General features: G+C 75.0%; 15 protein-coding genes and 1 pseudogene. 11 read left to right on the top strand and 5 right to left on the bottom strand.

Going from position 1 to position 17,884, the window contains the following annotated elements:
* Positions 1–17 precede the first annotated feature (17 nt).
* Positions 18–752 (bottom strand): ABC transporter permease, encoded by a 735-nt coding sequence (locus tag ACFXOZ_RS30100; protein ID WP_380593353.1) that lies wholly within the window; start codon positions 750–752, stop codon positions 18–20.
* A complete protein-coding gene (locus ACFXOZ_RS30095; RefSeq protein ID WP_375890588.1) occupies positions 749–1,666 on the bottom strand; it encodes an ABC transporter ATP-binding protein in 918 nt (305 codons plus the stop codon). The genes ACFXOZ_RS30100 and ACFXOZ_RS30095 overlap by 4 nt, the downstream gene beginning before the upstream one ends.
* 179 nt (positions 1,667–1,845) lie before the next feature.
* Here ACFXOZ_RS30095 and ACFXOZ_RS30090 point away from each other — a divergent pair, with 179 nt between their 5' ends.
* Both ACFXOZ_RS30090 and ACFXOZ_RS30085 read left to right on the top strand, forming a co-directional pair.
* Positions 1,846–3,117, top strand: a complete 1,272-nt coding sequence (locus tag ACFXOZ_RS30090) for a sensor histidine kinase (RefSeq protein ID WP_380593352.1) — start codon at positions 1,846–1,848, stop codon at positions 3,115–3,117.
* A gap of 80 nt (positions 3,118–3,197) precedes the next feature.
* On the top strand, positions 3,198–3,857 hold the full coding sequence (locus ACFXOZ_RS30085) for a response regulator (RefSeq protein ID WP_375890584.1): 660 nt from the start codon (positions 3,198–3,200) through the stop codon (positions 3,855–3,857).
* 65 nt (positions 3,858–3,922) lie between these two features.
* On the opposite strand, the gene ACFXOZ_RS30080 is transcribed toward ACFXOZ_RS30085, so the two are convergent.
* The 3 genes and pseudogenes from ACFXOZ_RS30080 to modA form a co-directional block, all read right to left on the bottom strand.
* On the bottom strand, positions 3,923–5,044 hold the full coding sequence (locus tag ACFXOZ_RS30080) for an ABC transporter ATP-binding protein (RefSeq protein ID WP_380593351.1): 1,122 nt from the start codon (positions 5,042–5,044) through the stop codon (positions 3,923–3,925).
* A 118-nt stretch (positions 5,045–5,162) separates the two neighbouring features.
* A pseudogene (locus ACFXOZ_RS30075) lies at positions 5,163–6,005 on the bottom strand (ABC transporter permease); the annotation flags it as partial.
* Positions 6,006–6,033: 28 nt separating this feature from the next.
* Entirely contained in the window at positions 6,034–6,900 is an 867-nt protein-coding gene (gene modA / locus ACFXOZ_RS30070) for a molybdate ABC transporter substrate-binding protein (RefSeq protein ID WP_380593350.1), read from the bottom strand.
* Positions 6,901–7,324: 424 nt separating this feature from the next.
* On the opposite strand from modA, the gene ACFXOZ_RS30065 reads away from it, so the two are divergent.
* The 9 genes from ACFXOZ_RS30065 (at position 7,325) to ACFXOZ_RS30025 (ending at position 17,766) form a co-directional block, all read left to right on the top strand.
* On the top strand, positions 7,325–8,392 hold the full coding sequence (locus ACFXOZ_RS30065) for an RNA ligase (ATP) (protein WP_380593349.1): 1,068 nt from the start codon (positions 7,325–7,327) through the stop codon (positions 8,390–8,392).
* A gap of 121 nt (positions 8,393–8,513) precedes the next feature.
* A complete protein-coding gene (locus tag ACFXOZ_RS30060; protein WP_380593348.1) occupies positions 8,514–9,878 on the top strand; it encodes a cytochrome P450 in 1,365 nt (454 codons plus the stop codon).
* 397 nt (positions 9,879–10,275) lie between these two features.
* Entirely contained in the window at positions 10,276–11,211 is a 936-nt protein-coding gene (locus ACFXOZ_RS30055; RefSeq protein WP_380593347.1) for an MHYT domain-containing protein, read from the top strand.
* A 198-nt stretch (positions 11,212–11,409) separates the two neighbouring features.
* Positions 11,410–14,118 carry a nitrate- and nitrite sensing domain-containing protein gene (locus tag ACFXOZ_RS30050; RefSeq protein ID WP_380593346.1) on the top strand — a complete coding sequence of 903 codons (2,709 nt, stop codon included), beginning with the start codon at positions 11,410–11,412 and terminating at the stop codon, positions 14,116–14,118.
* On the top strand, positions 14,115–14,525 hold the full coding sequence (locus ACFXOZ_RS30045; RefSeq protein ID WP_375890573.1) for a roadblock/LC7 domain-containing protein: 411 nt from the start codon (positions 14,115–14,117) through the stop codon (positions 14,523–14,525). The genes ACFXOZ_RS30050 and ACFXOZ_RS30045 overlap by 4 nt, the downstream gene beginning before the upstream one ends.
* Before the next feature lie 101 nt (positions 14,526–14,626).
* On the top strand, positions 14,627–15,037 hold the full coding sequence (locus ACFXOZ_RS30040; protein WP_380521135.1) for a DUF742 domain-containing protein: 411 nt from the start codon (positions 14,627–14,629) through the stop codon (positions 15,035–15,037).
* A 76-nt stretch (positions 15,038–15,113) separates the two neighbouring features.
* Positions 15,114–15,713, top strand: coding sequence for an ATP/GTP-binding protein (locus tag ACFXOZ_RS30035; protein WP_380520994.1), 600 nt, complete (start codon positions 15,114–15,116; stop codon positions 15,711–15,713).
* 332 nt (positions 15,714–16,045) lie between these two features.
* Positions 16,046–16,642, top strand: a complete 597-nt coding sequence (locus tag ACFXOZ_RS30030; protein ID WP_380593345.1) for an RNA polymerase sigma factor — start codon at positions 16,046–16,048, stop codon at positions 16,640–16,642.
* Positions 16,643–16,800: 158 nt separating this feature from the next.
* Positions 16,801–17,766, top strand: a complete 966-nt coding sequence (locus tag ACFXOZ_RS30025; RefSeq protein ID WP_375890567.1) for a hypothetical protein — start codon at positions 16,801–16,803, stop codon at positions 17,764–17,766.
* The last annotated feature ends 118 nt before the right edge of the window (positions 17,767–17,884 follow it).

Raw genomic sequence — 17,884 nt, 5'->3', positions numbered from 1 at the left:
CGCGGCCGGTGCCCGGTTCAGCGGCCGGTGCGTTGCAGGGACCGCAGTCCGCCGTACGCCGCCAGGGCCGTCCAGAGCGCCATGACGATCAGCCCGGTCCAGTGCCCGTACCCGGTCTGCGGGTCGTCGGCGTAGCGCAGCGCGTACTGGCCGGCCCGGTCGGGCAGGAACTGGACGACGTTCCGTACCCCCGGCACCCCGGAGAGCAGGGGCGAGAGCAGGAAGACGGTCGGGGTCAGCAGGCCCAAGGCGGCCGTGAGGTTGCCGAGTTGAGCGGTCACCCCGAGGCAGAGCACCGCCAGCAGCGCCGGGTAGAGCACTCCGGCTGTGGCCGCGCGGGCGAAGCCCGGTCCGTGCCACTCGGCGGGGACGGTGGCCGCGTACCCGGCGAAGGCGCCCGCGGTGCCGACCGCGCCCACGCCGAGGCCGACCAGGGCGCCCAACGCCAGCTTGGCGCCGTACAGTCGGCCGCGTCGGGGGACGGCGGCGAGCGAGACGTCGAGCATCCGGGTGTTGAACTCCTGGCCCATCAGCAGGATTCCGAAGGAGACCAGCGCGGCCTGGCCGAAGTTGAGCCCGTAGAAGATGCCGACGCCCGGGTCGTCGGTGATGTTGTGGTCGGCGTCGCCGAGCGCCGCGCCGACGGCCGTGGTGACACCGGCGGTGAGCAGGACGGCGATCAGCGGCGGGAGCCAGAGCGAGCGGAGGGTGGTGAGCTTGATCCGCTCGGCGCGCAGGGCGGTGAGGTTCATGCGGAGGCCTCCGCGCGGTACTCGACGCTGTCGGCGGTCATCCGCATGAACGCCTCCTCCAGGGAGTCCTGTTGGACCGCGATCTCGTACAGCACCACGCCGTTGGCGGCGGCGAGCGCCGCGATCCGCTCGGGCTCGGCGCCGGTCACCTCCCAGGCCCCGTCGGCGACTTCGGTCGCGTCGAGGCCGTGGTCGCCGGTGCCGAACAGGGCGGCCAGCTTGGTCGGGTCGACGGCCCGCACCCGGATCCGGGGCCGGCCGTGGCGGTCGATGAACTCGGCGGTGGCGGCGTCCGCGAGCAGCCGGCCGCGCCCGATCACCACCAAGTGGTCGGCGGTGAGCGCCATTTCGGTCATCAGGTGGGAGGAGACCAGCACCGCCCGGCCCTCGGCGGCCAGGTCGCGCAGCAGGGTGCGGATCCAGCGGATGCCCTCCGGGTCCAGGCCGTTGACCGGCTCGTCCAGCAGCAGCACCGGCGGATCGCCGAGCAGCGCGGCGGCCACCCCGAGGCGCTGGCGCATGCCGAGCGAGAAGCCCCGGACCCGCCGCCGCGCGGCCTCGGCCAGCCCGACCTGGGCGAGCACCTCGCCGACCCGTCGCTCCGACAGGCCGTTGCTCGCGGCGAGCCAGCGCAGGTGGCCCTGCGCCGTGCGGCCGCCGTGCAGCGCCTGGGCGTCCAGCAGCGCGCCCACCTGCCGCAGTGGCTGGGCGAGTTCGGCGTACGGGCGGCCGCCGACCAGGGCGCGCCCGGCGGTGGGGCGGTCCAGGCCGAGGATCAACCGCATGGTGGTGCTCTTCCCGGCGCCGTTCGGGCCGAGGAAGCCGGTCACCACGCCGGGCCGGACCTCGAAGGACAACTCGTCGACGACCCGTCGTCCGTCGTACTCCTTGGTCAGGCCCTGGATCTCGATCACGGCCGTCTCCCTCCTCGCAGGTGCTCACCGTCGCTCTCCCCGGACGGTGGTTCCATTCGACCGGAGGGGTGGTCCGGGCGGATCCCGCCGCGGCGGGGATCCGCCTCCCTCCCGGGAGGGAGGGGCGCGGCGGCCCCGCGGGGGAGTCGGGACGGCCGCCGGGCTGGCAGGATGGCCGGATGCCACGAACGACCGCGTCCCGGTTCAGGGACGGAGCGACCGCGATCCTCGCCCCGCTGGTGGCCGGCGTCACGTACGCCCGGCTGTTGCACCTGCTGGTCGGGTGGATCTTCGCGGGCGTCGTCCTGCTGGTCTACCCGGGGACCTACCACAGGAGCCTCGGCGCGATCGTGCTGCAGGCCACCGCGACGGACGTGGTGCTGCTGGCGTTGGTCGCGCTCGTCCCGGCGGCGCGGCGGGCCGAGGGCGTGCAGGCCCGGCTGCTGCTGGTGCCCGACCGCGAGGAGGACATCGGGGTCGAGCCCTCCGGCAGCTGGGCCGACCGGCGGCGGATGGCCGGCTGGCTGATCGGCCGGGTGGCGCTCGGCTCGGCCATCGGCTTCGTGACGGTCTTCGGGCTCACCGGTGCGTACGGCCTGCTGACCGGTCCGGGCGCCGCCCGGTACCTGCTGTCCGCGCCGCTGGTGGTGCTCGGCTACGGTTGGCTGGTCATCGGCGCCGGCCGCCTCCAACTGGCCATGGCCGAAAGGTTGTTGGGGCCGTCCCCGGCGGAGCGGCTGGCCGAGGCCGAACTGCGGGCCGAGCGGCTGCTGGAGCGCAACCGGCTGGCCCGCGAGCTGCACGACTCCATCGGCCACGCCCTGACGGTGACGGTCCTCCAGGCGGGTGCGGCGCGCGAGGTCGGGGACCCGGCCTTCGTCGCCAAGGCGCTGGAAGTCATCGAGGAGACCGGCCGGCGGGCGATGGAGGACCTCGAACGCACCCTGGTGCTGCTGCGCGAGACACCGGCGGGCGGCGGTACGGCGGGGGGAGGCGTGGCCGGGCAGGGGGCGGCCGGGCACGGGACGGCCACCGAGCAGCCGGGCATCGACCAGCTGTCCGCGCTGTTCGACACCGCCCGTGCGGCGGGCAGTCCGGTCGACGCGCGGATCGACGTGCCGCCCGGCGTGCTGCCCGGGGTGCTCTCGCGCGAGTCCTACCGGATCGTCCAGGAGGGCGTCACCAACGCGCTCAAGTACGCACCCGGTGAGCCCGTCGGCGTCCGGATCGCCGTCCGGGACGGGAGATTGGAGCTGCGCTGTGCCAACCGGCTGGCGGCGCCGGGCCGGGGCGGCCCCGGCCGGGTCGGCTCGCGCAAGGGCGGCAAGGGGCTGCGCGGCATCCGGGAGCGGGCCACCCTGCTCGGCGGGGAGGCCACGGTCGGGGCGGGCGGCGAGGGGGGAGCGGAGTGGGTGCTCGACGTCCGGCTGCCCCTACGCTTGGGCTCGTGACGAACGATCTTGCGGGCGGAGGCGTCGGTGCCGGTGCGGCTACCGGTGCCGGTACTGGTGCGGCTGCCGGTGCGGCGGGGATGACCGACGTCCTGCTCGCCGACGACGAGGGACTGGTCCGGGCCGGGCTGCGGGCGGTCCTGGAGGCCCAGGGCGACCTGCGGGTCGTCGGGGAGGCGGGCGACGGCGCGGAGGCGGTGGTCCTGGCCCGCGCGCTGCGCCCGCGGGTGGTGCTGATGGACGTCCGGATGCCCGTCATGGACGGCCTGGCGGCCACCCGCGAACTGCTGCGCCCCGGCCCGCCGGGGGAGTTGCCGCCGCGGATCCTGGTCGTCACCACCTTCGAGAACGACGACTACGTCTACCAGGCGCTGCGCGCGGGCGCGGACGGCTTCCTGCTCAAGCGCAGCCGCCCGGCCGAGATCGTCCACGCGGTACGGCTGGCGGCGGCCGGCGAGTCGCTGCTCTTCCCGGCCGCGATCCGGCGACTGGCCGCCGGGCACGGCAACCCCGCCGCCCGCGCCGCCATGGACCGCGCGGCGCTGACCGGGCGCGAGGCCGAGGTGCTGCGGATGATGGCGCGCGGACTCAGCAACGGCGAGATCGCCGAGCAGCTGGTGCTCGGGGTGCAGACGGTGAAGACGCACGTTAGCAGCGTGCTGGCGAAGCTCGGCGCGCGGGACCGTACCCAGGCGGTGATCGCCGCGTACGAGTCGGGGTTCGTCGAGCCGTCGGAGTAGCGCCGCCCGGCGGGGCGGCCCGGCGCGGTGGAGCGCGCCTCGGGGCAGGGTCGGGGCAGGCCGGGTCAGGCCGGGTAGGCGTGGGTCTGGGCGGCCTTGACCGAGGCCCAGACCGGTGTCCCCGGGGCCAGCCCCAGTTCGGCGACGGCGGCCGGGGTGAGGTCGGCGGCCATCGGCAGGGCGCCGGAGAGTTCGGCGCGCACCTGGTCGCCGTGCAGGTCCAGGCCGGTGACCTCGGCCTGCCACAGGTTGCGGGCGCTGGACTGCGGCCGCTCCCGGTAGAGGGTGACGGCGGAGGGCGGGAAGGCCACGAAGGCCGGTCCGGACAGCTCCTCGGCGCTGGTCAGGACGGTGCCGTCCGGGAGGGTGACCGAGGTGCCCTCGGCCCGTCCCTGGTACAGGTTGAGGCCGACCAGGCGGGCGATGTAGTCGGTGCGCGGACGCCGGGCGACCTCCGCCGGGCTGCCGGACTGCACCTCGCGGCCGTCCTCGATCACCACCAGCCGGTCGGCCAGCACCATCGCGTCCAGCGGGTCGTGCGTCACCAGCACCGCCACGGCCTCGAACTCGGCCAGGTGGCGGCGCAGTTGGGACCGCACGTCGAGCCGGGTGCGGGCGTCCAGGGCGGCCAGCGGCTCGTCCAGCAGGAGCAGCCGGGGGCGGACGGCCAGGGCCCGGGCCAGCGCCACCCGCTGGGCCTGGCCGCCGGAGAGCCGGCCGGGGCGCACCGAGGCGTGGTCCGTCAGGCCCATCCGCTCCAGCCAGGCCGCCGCCTCGGCCCTGGCCTCGCGCTTGGGGCGGCCCTGGCAGCGCGGACCGAAGGCGACGTTGTCGAGCGCGCTCAGGTGCGGGAACAGCAGGTAGTCCTGGAACACCACGCCGACCGGCCGCTGTTCGGCGGGGGTGTGCAGGCGCCGGGCCGGTTCCTCCAGGACGTGGCCGTCCAGGCGCAGGTGGCCGCCGGTGAGCGGGAGCAGGCCGGCGAGGGCGCGCAGCGCGGTCGACTTGCCGGCGCCGTTCGGGCCGAGCAGGGCGATCACCTCGCCGGGGGCGGCGGTGAGCGCCAGGTCGAGGGCGAACGCGGCACGGTCGACCCGCAGGTGGGCGTCGAGGGCGGCGGACGGGGCTCCGGCTCCGGCACCCGGTGCGGGAGCGGGCGCGGGTGCGGGGGGCGGTGCGGGGGTCATCGGTGCGGCCGTCCTGTCGGCGTCCTGGGTGCGGGTGCGGGTGCGGGTGCGGCCGTGGGTGTGGGCGTGGCTGCGGGTGCGGGGGCGTCCGTCCGGGTCCGGGACGGTGGGGCAGGGGTCACGGGGTCGACATCCAGCGGTCGCGCAGGCCGACCAGGACGGCGACGGAGACCACCAGCAGCACCAGTGACAGTGCGATCGCCGCCTCCGGGTCTGACTCCATGGCCAGGTAGACGGCCAGCGGCATGGTCTGGGTGCGGCCCGGGAAGTTGCCCGCGAAGGTGATCGTCGCACCGAACTCGCCGAGCGCCCGGGCCCAGGCCAGGACGGCTCCGGCGGCGATCCCCGGGGCGATCATCGGCAGGGTGATCCGGCGGAACGCGGTCAGCCGGGAGGCGCCCAGGGTCGCGGCGGCCTCCTCGAACCGGGGATCGGCCGCCCGCAGCGCGCCCTCCACGCTGATCACCAGGAAGGGCATCGCCACGAAGGCCTCGGCGATCACCACCCCGGTGGTGGTGAAGGGCAGGGTGATGCCGAACGCCGAGTCCAGCCAGGAGCCGACGATCCCGCGCCGCCCGAGCACCAGCAGCAGCGCCACACCGCCCACCACCGGCGGCAGCACCAGCGGCAGGGTGACCAGCGCCCGGATCACCCGCCGGCCGGGCAGCTCGGTGCGCGCGAGCAGCCAGGCCAGCGGGACGCCGAGGACCAGCGACACCGCCGTGGCGGCCGTCGCGCAGATCAGCGAGAGCCGCAGGGCGTCCCAGACGGCGGCGCTGGTCAACTGCTCGGACAGGCCGCTCCACGGCGCCCGGACGAGCAGCCCGACCAGCGGGAGGATCAGGAACGCCAGGCCGAGCAGCGCCGGTAGCAGCAGGGTGACCGGGACGCGCTGGGCGCCGGTGCCGGGGCAGCGTCGTCCCGGGTGGTGCCGGGGCCGGCGCCGGAGTCCCGGTTCCGGTCCCGGCCGCTGCCGGTGGTGCGGTCCGTCACGGCGCCTGGAAGCCCGCCGCGGTCAGCACCTGCTTGGCCTCGGCCGACTGGACGTAGGCGACGAAGGCGGCCGCGCCGTCCTTGTTCGGCGCCTTGGCGAGCGCGGCGATCGGGTAGTCGTTCACGGCCTTGGCGGCCTCGGGGAAGTCCACGCCGTCGATCTTCGCAGCATCGGCCTGCACGTCGGTCTTGTACACCAGCGAGGCGTCGACCTCGCCGAGCTCGACCTTGGTGAGCGCGCCCTTGACGTCCTGCTCCAGGGTGACCGGGGTGAGGTCGACGCCGGCCGCCTTCAGCGCGGTGAGGGCGGCGGCGCCACAGGGCACCTCCTTCGCGCAGAGCGCGACCTTCACGCCGGAGCCGGTGAGGTCCTTGAGGCCCGTGAGGTGCTTGGGATTGCCCTTGGGCACGGCGATGGCGAGGGTGTTCTTGACGAAGGTCGTCGGCTGGCCGCTCGCGCCGCCCGCGTCGGTGACCGTCTTCATGGTGGCCGGGCTGGCCGCGGCGAAGACGTCCGCCGGTGCACCGGAGTTGATGCTGGTGGCGAGGGCGGAGCTGCCGCCGAAGTTGAAGGTGACCTTGGTACCCGGGTTGGCGGCCTCGAACTTCTTGCCGAGCTCGGTGAAGGTCTCCTTGAGGGAGGCGGCGGCGAACACGGTGACGGCGCCCTTGGCCTTCGGGGCGCTGGCGCCGTCGGTGCCCGCCGCGCCGGCGGCGCCGGTGGCGGCGGTGGTCGCGGCCGAGGAGGCGGAGCCGGAGGACTTGCCGCCGTCACTGCCGCAGGCGGTGGCCCCGAAGCTGAGGACGAGGGCTGCGGCGGCGGCGACGGCGAGTCTGCGGGTGGGGGTGGTGCGGGTGCTCATCGGTGCTTCCCCTCCAGGGTTCGCGCCGGAAGGGGCGCGGAGGTGTGGCCGCAGGTGCGGCCATTACGGCGATCATAGTGCCGCAGTTGCGAGCGATAAATCCTCTGTCACATCGCACAGCGGAAGTGGGGTGACGGTCTCGGGGCTGCTGTGCGAAGGCTCAAACGTGCACGGACGGTTCGGCTCGGAAGGGAGGCCGGTCCGGCTCGGAAGGGTGGGCCGGTTCGGTGCGCGGCGGGCGTGCGGTTCGGTGCGTGGTGGGCGTGCGGCTGTCGTACGGCCGTTGTGCGGCGCCTGGTGGAAAACCCTTCGCATCCGGGCAGGTGGAGCGGTCAGAGTGGGCGGCAGCCCGTAGGCGCGGCCGACCGTCGGCCGCCCGGGCCCGAAGGTCGATCCGAACGGATCCACGGGGAGGAGTCCGCCCATGTCCACGCTGCGCGTCACCGCCGAGAAGCTGGTCATCCTGGAGCACCCGAACGCCGACGCACTGGAGTTGGCCCAGGTCGGCCTCTACCGCGCCGTGGTGGCCAAGGGCTCCTACCGGACCGGCGACCATGCCGTCTACATCCCCGAACAGGCCGTCCTGCCGGAGGAGTTGGTCGAGGAGCTGGGGCTGACCGGCAAGCTGGCGGGCGGCGCGGCGAACCGGGTGAGGGCGGTACGGCTGCGCGGGGAGCTGTCCCAGGGCATCGTCTGCCGGCCCGGCGCGCTGGCCGGCACCGACCTGGCCGGGGCGGCCGAGCGGGGCGAGGACTTCGCCGAACTGCTCGGGATCGTCAAGTGGCAGCCGCCGGTGCCGACCTCGATGAGCGGTGACGTCCTCAGCGCGCCCGACCTGCTGCCCTGGGTGGACATCGAGAACCTCAAGCGTCACCCCGACGTCTTCGAGCCCGGCGAGCCCGTGGTGCTGACCGAGAAGCTGCACGGCAGCTGCTGCCTGGTCACGTACACCGCCGCCACCGGCGAGGTGCACGTCTCGTCCAAGGGGATCGGCGCGCAGGGGCTGGCGCTCGTCGAGGACGAGCGCAACCTGTACTGGCGGGCGGTGCGCGCGTACGACATCCCGGCGGTGGCGGCCCGGTTGGCCGAACGGCTGGGTGCCGAGCGGATCGGCATCTTCGGCGAGGTGTTCGGCGAGGGCGTGCAGGACCTGTCGTACGGCGTCTCCGCGCGCACCGAGCGCCCCGGGTACGCGGCCTTCGACGTGTCGGCCGTCGTGGACGGGCGGCTGGCCTGGCTGTCGGCCGCCGAACTCCTGGACGGCGAAATGCCGTTGGTGACCGAACTGTGGCGCGGGCCGTTCGACACCGCGACGGTGCTGGCCCACGCGCAGGGCAAGGAAGCCCACTCCGGGCGCGAACTCCACCTGCGCGAGGGCGTGGTGGTCCGGCCGGCGGTCGAGCGCTGGAGCCCGGTGCTCGGCGGACGGGCGATCGCCAAGGTCGTCAGCGACGCCTACCTGACCCGCAAGGGCGGCACCGAGTACGAGTGAGCCGAGGCGACCGGGCGCGGACTTGGCCCCTTTGAGCGGCTTCCTCGGCTGAATACCCGTCAGTAAGGTTGAAGGGTCACCGAGTGCGCGTCAGCGCCGAGGAAGTCCAGAAGGAGTGCCGATGGCCACCGCAGCCGCCGTACCCGGACCGGCCGGGAACCCCCTGGTCGGGTCGCTCTTCGACCTCACCCGCCGTCCGCTGCGCACCTACCTCGCGGCCCGGCGCGACCACGGCGACGTGGTGCGCATGGTGGCCGGGCCGCCCGGGCTGCGGGTCGAGTTCTACGGGGTGTTCTCGCCGGAGGGCGTCCACCAGGTGCTGGGCAGCGAGGCGGCGAACTTCCGCAAGGAGAACAGCTTCTACGACGAACTGCGGACCAGCGTCGGCAACGGGCTGCTGACCAGCCAGGACGAGGTCTACCAGCGCCAGCGCCGGCTGGTCCAGCCGCTGTTCACCCGGCGCCGGGTCGACGGCTACGCCCAGGCGCTCGCCGAGGAGGCGCAGGCGCTCGCCGAGCGCTGGCGGGCGGTGCCGGGCGGGGTGGTGGACGCGGCGGAGGAGATGTCGCGGTTCGCGCTGCGGGCCGTCGCCCGGATCCTCTTCGGCGCCGACGTGGAGGAGGCGGTGGAGGTGGTGAACCGCAGCTTCCCGGTGCTCGGCGAGTACGTCAAGGAGCGCGGCTTCGCGCCGGTCCGGTTCCCGCGCACCTGGCCGACGCCGGGCAACCGGCGCGGCCTGGAGGCGCAGCGGGCGCTCTACGAGGTCTGCGACCGGATCATCGCGGAGCGGGCCGCGCGCGGGGGTGGTGACGAGGAGGCGGACGACCTGCTGACCCTGCTCGGCCGGGCGCGCGGCGAGGACGGCGAGCGGCTGGACCCGGCCGAACTCCGGGACCAGGTCCTGGTGTTCCTGCTCGCCGGGCACGAGACCACGGCCACCTCGCTGGCCTTCGCGCTGCACCTGCTGGCCAAGCACCCGGAGCAGCGCAAGCTCGCCCGGGAGGAGGCGCTGACCGTTCTGGCCGGGCGGGCGCCGACGGCGGCGGACCTGGAGCGGCTGCCGTACCTCACCCGGGTGATCAAGGAGGCGATGCGCCTCTACCCGGCGGCGGCGCTGATCGGGCGGCGGGCGGTCGAGGAGACGGTCATCGACGGGTACGTCATCCCGGCGGGGGCGCAGGTCGTGGTCGCGCCGCTGGTCACCCAGCGGCACCCGGACCACTGGGTCGACCCCGAGCGCTTCGACCCGGACCGGTTCCTGCCGGAGGGGGAGAAGGCGCGGCACCGCTACGCGTGGTTCCCGTTCGGAGGCGGGCCGCGGGCCTGCATAGGGCAGCACTTCTCGATGCTGGAGTCGGTGCTGACCCTCGGGGTGCTGCTGCGGGACTTCGACCTGGAGGTGGTGGACCGGCGGGTGGCGCTCGCGCAGGGGATCACGCTCCGGGCGACGAGCGCGATGCGGGTGCGGGTCGCGGCGCAGGACTGACGGAGGCTGGGCCGGCGGCGCAGGACTGACGGCGCTGGGCCGACGGGAACGGCTGACGGGTTTCAGAGTTCAACTTTCAGAAGACAGATAACAGATTTCAACATCTGTTATCTCTCTTCTGACTTTTGTCTTCTGTTCGTCGTCAGCCGCCCGCCCGCCCGGACGCCGCCGGACACAGGACCGGGTCATTCGAACACAGCGCCCGCGCCGCGCGTGCAGCTTTTCAGATCTTCGTCTGGCCGATTCCGGCCGCTCGATAGCGTCCCACGCACCCCAGGCCGGAAGCGCACATGCGATGGGCATATGCCCATGTGCCCGTCGGATGCAGTCCGCCCGGCCGGGGGTGCCCGGGGGCACCGCATTCCGCCCCGGGCCCGACCGGTCGACCGGAGGTCCCATGGGCGCCCTCAACCAGTTCAGCTTCGGCTGGCTGACCCCTGTCCTCTCCTACGCGATGGCCTGCGCCGGCGCCGCCCTCGGGCTGCGCTGCACCCTGCGCGGCCTGGCCGCCACGGGCGCCGCCCGCCGGAACTGGCTGCTCACAGCGGCCGCCGCGATCGGCTCCGGGATCTGGACCATGCACTTCGTCGCCATGTTCGGCTTCGCCGTCGACGGCACCGAACTGCGCTACAGCGTGCCGCTCACGGTGCTGAGCCTGCTGGTCGCCGTACTGGTCACCGGGCTCGGCCTGACCGTGGTCTGCTACGGCCGGCACCGCGGCCTCGCCCTGCTGGGCGGGGGCTGCACCACCGGCGTCGGCGTCGCCGCGATGCACTACCTCGGGATGGCCGCCGTCCGGATGCACGGCGGGCTGCGCTACGACGGCGGGACGGTCGCCCTCTCCGTCCTGGTCGCGGTCGGTGCCGCCACCGCCGCGCTCTGGGCCGCCGTCACCGTCCGCAACGGGTACGCCGCGGCCGCCGCCTCACTGGGTATGGGCCTCGCCGTCAGCTGCATGCACTACACGGGCATGGCCGCCGTCCACGTCCAGCTGGATCCCGCCCGGACCGGTCTGGGCGGGGTCAGCCCGATGGATTTCGTCTTCCCGCTCGCCGTCGGCCTCGGCTCGTTCCTCTTCCTGGCCTCCGCCTTCGTCGCGCTCTCCCCGACCACCCAGGAGCGGGCCGGGTACCCGGAGGCGGGGGAGCTGGCGATCGAGGAGTTCGCCGGGCCTGCCGCCGGGCCCGTGGCCGACCCGGGCGCTGTGCCCTCGGGCCTCGCGCTCACAGATCTGTACGGCCCCGCCGCGGACGGCTTCGACCCGTACGGCCGGGACCCGGACGGCTTCGACCCGGCCGGCCGGGATCCGTACGGCCGGGACCGTGCGGCCTGAGCCCGTCCGCGCCGCCCGAGCCCCGTCGCCCCCGCCCGAAAGGCCCCGTCCATGCGAGAAGACCGTGGCACCACCCCCGGCGCCCGCCGGGGTGCCCACGCCGGACCGCCCGCCCGCTCGTCGCGCCCCGGCCCCCGATTGCGCGGGCTGCTCGGGCCGCTTGGGCCGCTCGGGCTGCGTGGGCTGCGTCCCCGGAGCGTGCGTGCCCGGATCATCGCCCTGCTGATGGTCCCGGTCGTCTCCGTCATCGCCCTCTGGGGCTTCGCCACCGTCACCACCGCCCAGGGCGTCTGGGACCTGCTGCGCCTGCGCGACGCCCAGCGCAGCCTGCTCACCCCCGTCGCCGACACGGTCGCCGGCCTGCAGGCCGAACGCGCCGCCGCCGGACAGTTGTTGGCCGGTCCGGGCCTCGTTCCGGGGACGGTGCCCGCCGCGGGGCGGGAGAGTGCCCTGCGCGAGGCCGCCGCCGCCACCGACCGGGCGCTCACCCCACTGTTCCCCGATCCGCGCCACCCCGGCCAGGGCTACAACCGGGCCGACGCCCAGGGCCTCGGCGCCGACGCCGCCGCCCGCCTGGACGGCCTCGGCACCGCGCTCGCCGCCCTGCCCGAACTGCGCGGCAGGGTGCTCACCCGGAGCGTGGGCTGGTCCGAGGCGTACGCCGCCTACGGGGCGGCCGTGGACCGGGCACTGGCCGTGTCCGGTGCCGTCGCCGCGACGGCCGACGGCCGTTCCGGGGCCGACGCGCGGGCGCTGCCGGAGCTGGACCGCTCCCGCGAACTCCTCTCCCGCGAGGACGCGTTGCTGCGGTCCGCCGAGCTCTCCGGCGGGCTCGGTGACGACCAGCTGCGGGAGTTCGCCGGTACGGCCTTCGCCCGCCGCGCGTTCGAGCAGGGCGCGGCCGCCGGTCTCGGCTCCGCCGGCCGGGAGGCACTGCTTTCCGTCACCGGCGGCCCGGACCACCGGGAACTGGTGGGCTACGAGGAGGAGGTCCGGACCGCCGCTGACGGCCGGTCGGCCGTCGCCGCGGTGCCGGCGGACCGCTGGGCGACGGTGGCCGGGAGCGTCGCCGCCGGGCTGCGCGACGTCGCCGACCGGGCCGGTCGGCTCGTCGCCGAACAGCAGAACCCTTACGCGCTGGGCCTGTTCACCCCGGCCGGGATCGCCGTCCTGCTCGGGCTGCTCGGGGTGATCGCCTCGCTGGTGATCTCGGTGCGGATCGGCCGCGGTCTGGTCACCGAGCTGACCGGCCTGCGCAATACGGCACTTGACCTGGCGGGGCGCAAACTCCCCTCCACCATGCGGAAGTTGCGTTCGGGTGAGGAGGTGGACATCGAAGCCGAGGCGCCCCGGCCGGTCGGCCGCGACGACGAGATCGGCCAGGTGCACCGGGCGCTCGGCACCGTGCAGCGGGCCGCCGTCACGGCGGCGGTGGAACGGGCCGAGGTGCTGTCGGGGGTGTCCGGGGTGTTCGTCAACCTCGCGCGCCGCAGCCAAGTCCTGGTGCACCGCCAACTCGCCTTGCTGGACGCCATGGAGCGCCGCACCGAGGACCCGTCCGAGCTCGCCGACCTGTTCCGGCTGGACCACCTGACCACCCGGATGCGCCGCCACGCCGAGGGCCTGATCATCCTCTCCGGCGCGGCCCCCGGCCGGGCCTGGCGGCGGCCCGTCCCCCTGGTGGACGTGGTGCGGGCGGCCGTCTCGGAGGTCGAGGAGTACGCCCGGGTCGAGGTGCACCCGCTGCCGCGCGCCGCCGTCGTCGGCCACGCCGTCGCCGACCTCACCCACCTGGTGGCCGAACTGGTCGAGAACGCCACCGGGTTCTCCCCGCCGCACACCAGGGTGCACATCCGCGGTGAACAGGTCGGCAACGGCTACGCGGTGGAGATCGAGGACCGGGGCCTCGGGATGGGTCCGGCCGCACTGGCCGCCGCCAACCGGCGGATCGCCGCGGCCGAACAGACCGACCTGTTCGACAGCGACCGGCTCGGCCTGTTCGTGGTCAGCCGGCTCGCCCGACGGCACGACGTCCGGGTCTCCCTGGTGACCTCCGCGTACGGCGGCACCACCGCGGTGGTGCTGCTGCCCACCGGGCTGCTGGCCGACGAGCGCGAGGGCCCGGGACAAGGCTACGAGCCGGTACCGGAGTTGGACATCACGCCGGAGCCGGTGCCCGAGTGGGAACCGGCGTCGAAGTGGGAACCGGCACCCGAGCGGGGGCCGGCCCCCGGCGTCGGGCCTGCGTGGTGGCCGCCGGCCGGGCCGGATCCGGCCGGGGCCGGAACGGAACCCGCCCTCCCGGGCAGCGGGGTGGCGGGGACAGAGCTTCCGGCGGCGGGTGGGCCGCCGCCGGAGGGCGGGGCGCTGTTGCCGTTCGGAGCCCGGGGCGTCCACCCCGAGCCGATGCGCCGCACCCCCTTCCGGGCCTCCGGTGCCCGGACGGCCGGACCGGCTGCGGACGGGGGCCCGGGTGCGGCCTCCCGTTCGCAGCCCGGTCCGCCGCAGCCCGGTCCGCCGCAACCCCACCACGGCGCCACCGCACCGCCGGCGGGCGCGATGCCGGGTGAGTGTGGATCGGTGGACGGTCCGGAGGAGTTGCCGCGCCGGGTGCGCCGGGCGAGTCTCGCCCCGCAGCTGCGGGAGGCGTCTGCCGCCGCCCCGTACGGCCGTCGCGGAGTCGGCGCCGGAGTTGCCACCGGAACCGGTACGGGGCCGGCGGCCCGCAGTCCGGAGGAGGCGCGGGCGGCGATGGCGGCCTTCCAGCACGGCTGGGCCCGCGGCCTGCGGCCCGACGTCCGGCCCGGAACCCCGTCCGACGTCGGGCCCGGAACCCCGTCCGACGTCCGGCCGGAAGCCCGGCCCGGAGCGAGACCCGACACCCGAACCGAAGGAGACCGGCCGTGATCGGCACCACCCACCGCACGGGGGAACTGAACTGGCTCCTCGACGAGTTGGTCCAGCGCGCGCCCGAGGTGAACTTCACCGTGATGCTCTCCGCCGACGGCCTGGCCATGGCCAGTTCGGCCGGTCTGGCCCGGGAGGACGGCGAGCACCTGGCGGCCGTCGCGGCCGGATTCCACAGCCTCGCCAAGGGCGCCGGACGGCACTTCGGCGCGGGCGAAGTCCGGCAGACCATGGTCGAGTTGGAGGGCGGCTACCTGCTGGTCGCGGCGGCCGGGGAGGGCACCTGTCTGGCCGTGTTCGCGACCGCGCGGGCCGATCTCGGGCTGGTCGCCTACGAGATGGCCAGACTGGTCCGCCGGGTCGGCGAGCACCTGAGCGCCACGCCCCGTACGGTGCACGGCGGGTGAGCTCGGTGCCCCGGCCGGACGGCCCGTACCACCGGGCGGAGGACGCCTTCCATCCGTACCGCCAGCGACATCCGGAGCACCCGCGGGCCGACCCCGACCGGCTGCCCCGGAACCCGCTCGCCGCCGCCCACCGGGCCCACTGGTACGACGACGAGGCCGGGCCGCTGGTCCGCCCGTACGCCATGACCGGGGGCCGGACCGGGGGCGGTGAGCAGCAGTTCGACCTGATCGCCGTGGTGGTGTCCGAGCTGCCCGACCCGGCGCTCGCGCCGGACGCGCCCGAGCTGCCGGTCGGTCCGGAGCAGGCGCAGATCCTGCGTCGGTGCCTGGGCACACCGCTGTCCGTGGCCGAGCTCGCCGCCGACCTCGACCTGCCGGTGGGCGTCGTGCGGGTGCTGCTCGGCGATCTGCTGGCGGCGGGGCTCATCCGGGTCAACCGCCCGGTCCCGCCCGCCCTGCTCCCCGACGAACGCATCCTCCAGGAGGTCATCCATGGGCTCCGCGCACTCTGACCGTCCGTCCGGCCGTCACCACCCCGCCGGCCCGGACCGCCCGATCAGCCGGTGGCCGTCCGCCCCGGTGGGCCCGGTGGACCAGTCCGACTCCGTGCTCGCGCTCAAGATCCTGGTCGCGGGCGGGTTCGGGGTCGGCAAGACGACGCTGGTCGGTGCGGTCAGCGAGATCCGTCCGCTGCGCACCGAGGAGCGGCTGACCGAGGCCGGGCGCGGGGTGGACGATCTGGACGGGGTGGAGCGAAAGTCCAGTACAACGGTGGCGATGGACTTCGGCCGGATCACCATCCGCGAGGGCCTGGCCGTCTACCTGTTCGGAACCCCGGGGCAGGACCGGTTCTGGTTCCTCTGGGACGAGTTGGCCCAAGGGGCGCTCGGCGCGGTGGTGCTCGCCGACACCCGTCGGCTGACCGACTGCTTCCCGGCCGTGGACTTCTTCGAGCAGCGCGGCATCCCCTTCGTCGTCGCGGTGAACCGGTTCGCCGGGACACGCGAGTACGGCCCGGACGAGGTCGCCCGCGCGCTGGACCTGGACCCCGGTACTCCGGTGCTGCTCTGCGACGCCCGGCAGCGCGCCTCCGGCAAGGAGGTGCTGATCAACCTGGTCGAGCACGCCGGCCGGGTGCACGCCGCCCGGTTGCTCGCGGAGGTCTCGCCGGCGGCGGCCGGCAGCTGACGGACAGCGGAGGACGGGCAGCAGAGGACGGAAGACGGCGAACAGATGACAGATGACAGAAAACAGATGACAGCGAACAGATAACGGATAACAGATGTTGAAATCTGTTATCCGTTAGCGTCGCCCGGTCCCCGCGATGGGCGCAGTTGTGGTCAGTGGTGGCCGGTGGTGGTGAACTCCCGCCCTGGGACCGGTCGATGACGAGTTGCACACGAATGACTGCGCAGAGTGAGAGGACGGCTTATGATGTGACCTGTGTCACAACATGTCCGGTAGGGGTGGGAAACCGCCCCAACTGGGCGTTCGGGGTGCCGATTTCCGGGGAGAGCGGCATGGCGGAATGCAACGAGCGGTGTGCGGGCGTGCCGCGCAAGGACTTCGGCCCGGGGCCGACGGAACGCCAGTCGGCGGACTTCAACCGGTTGTTCACCGAGTTGCTGCCCAGGCTCCAGCAGGCGGCCGCGATGCTCGCCGGGAGCCCGCTCGCCGCCGGTGACGTCGTCCACGACGCGTACCTGCGGATCGCCCGCCGCCCGGAGCGCTTCCTCAGTCACCCGCAGCCGTACGCCTACGTGTTCACCACGATGACGAACATCCTGCGCGACCAGTGGCGCCGGGAGCGCCGTCGGGCGGCGCTGCGCGAGCACTCGGAGTCGGCCGGGGCCGCGGGCCACGGCCGGGCGGTGGCGTTCGGCCCGGCGCCCGGCGGGATGGCCGAGCTGCAGGCGCGCTGGGAGGTGGTCCGCCTGCTCGGCTTCCTGACCGTCAAGCAGGCCCGTGCCGTGGTGCTGGTGGATATCGACGGCTACTCCGTCGACGAGGCCGCCGAGTTGCTCGGCCTGCACCGCAGCACCCTGGCCGTCACCCGCCGCCGCGCCCACGGCCGGTTGCGCGCCGTCCTGGAGCACGAGCGCCGGCACGAGCTCTGACAGCCCGGCCGCCCGCCGAGCCGTCCGCCGAGCCGCCCGCCGGGTCGCCCGTCCCGGCCGAGCGCCGAGGCGGCCCCCTGGGATGCCGTCACCGCCCCGACGCACCGAGCCGACGGCAAGTCGGCTGATGCGCCACCCCGGCCCGTACGCTGAAAATCGTGATCACGTACGAGGACCACAGCGTCCGCGCCCTGGCCGAGGACGGTCGCTGGCCCGAGCTGCTCGCCGCCTACCGGCAGGGCCGGGCGGCCGCCGTCGTGCAAGCCGGTGAGCGGGCCGCGGTGGCCCTGACCGCGCCGCTCGGCCATCTGATCGCCTACGCGGCGCCGCCCGAGCTGGCCGTCCGGCTGTTCGACGCGGACGGCGGCGCGGGGACCTTCGCCGGGGTGGCGGACCACGACGCCGGTCCGCTGTGGGAGGTGCTGGCGACCCGCCACTCCTGGCTGCGGCTGGCCCCGCTGCTCGGTCCGGCGCCGGTGCGCCGCCTGGTGGCGCACACCCGGGTGCTGCTCGGCGAGGACCTCTCCTACGGTGCCGAGCCCGACCCCGAGGGCGTGCCGCTGCGCCTGGAAGCCTGGGAGAAGGCGGGCTGGGAGGAGGCCGCCCGGGTGCGCGAGTACCTGCCCGGCGGGGGAGCGCGCAGCGCGGTGCTGACCCTGCCGGCCAGCCGGGAGGGCCTGGGCCAGGTCGACCTGCCGCAGTCGACGGCCCGGCCGGGCGGTCAGCGGGTCACCCGGGGCCTGACGGAGCTGGCCGCGTTGGCGCCCTGGGCGGAGGTGGTCTGCGTCCGCGGTCCGGCCCCGTCGGCGGCCGCCGTGCTGGCCCGGGCCCGGCGGGTGGTCGGCGGGTTCCTGCCGTTCGCGCTGGCCTACCCGGCGCTCGTGCAGGCCGCCGCGGTGGGCCGGACGCACGGTTGCGCGCACGGGCGGCTGAGGCTCTGGCGGGCGCTGGGCGCGATGGCCGGAGTGGACGGGCCGAACCGCCGCGAGGTGGACGCCCTGGTGGCCCGGATGCGCTGCTTCACCTGGCAGGAGCCGGCCGCCGGGCTGCGCCACCTGCACGTGGCGCTGGAGGATCCGGCCAGCGGGGTGGCCTGGGCGGTCAGCGGCTCGCAGGAGTTCTGACCCGGGTTCCGGGGGGATCCGCGAGCGCCGACCCGCGGCGGCCCGGTGGGGGGGGGCGCCGGGGAGGGGTATCGCCCCGGGCCGGGGGCGGTTTCGGGGGGGGGGGGGGGGGCGGGGC

It is taken from the genome of Kitasatospora sp. NPDC059160 (assembly GCF_042755465.1).
Lineage (GTDB): Bacteria > Actinomycetota > Actinomycetes > Streptomycetales > Streptomycetaceae > Kitasatospora.
The sequence above is the reverse complement of the archived record's forward strand: the minus strand, read 5'-3'. Positions and strand labels throughout refer to the sequence as shown.

Bases quoted from the DNA above. Each gene is read 5' to 3' on its own strand.
- ACFXOZ_RS30100 (WP_380593353.1), bottom strand. From the start codon at position 752: ATGAACCTCACCGCCCTGCGCGCCGAGCGGATCAAGCTCACCACCCTC.
- ACFXOZ_RS30090 (WP_380593352.1), top strand. From the start codon at position 1,846: ATGCCACGAACGACCGCGTCCCGGTTCAGGGACGGAGCGACCGCGATC.
- ACFXOZ_RS30085 (WP_375890584.1), top strand. From the start codon at position 3,198: ATGACCGACGTCCTGCTCGCCGACGACGAGGGACTGGTCCGGGCCGGG.
- ACFXOZ_RS30080 (WP_380593351.1), bottom strand. From the start codon at position 5,044: ATGACCCCCGCACCGCCCCCCGCACCCGCGCCCGCTCCCGCACCGGGT.
- modA (WP_380593350.1), bottom strand. From the start codon at position 6,900: ATGAGCACCCGCACCACCCCCACCCGCAGACTCGCCGTCGCCGCCGCC.
- ACFXOZ_RS30065 (WP_380593349.1), top strand. From the start codon at position 7,325: ATGTCCACGCTGCGCGTCACCGCCGAGAAGCTGGTCATCCTGGAGCAC.
- ACFXOZ_RS30060 (WP_380593348.1), top strand. From the start codon at position 8,514: ATGGCCACCGCAGCCGCCGTACCCGGACCGGCCGGGAACCCCCTGGTC.
- ACFXOZ_RS30055 (WP_380593347.1), top strand. From the start codon at position 10,276: ATGGGCGCCCTCAACCAGTTCAGCTTCGGCTGGCTGACCCCTGTCCTC.
- ACFXOZ_RS30030 (WP_380593345.1), top strand. From the start codon at position 16,046: ATGGCGGAATGCAACGAGCGGTGTGCGGGCGTGCCGCGCAAGGACTTC.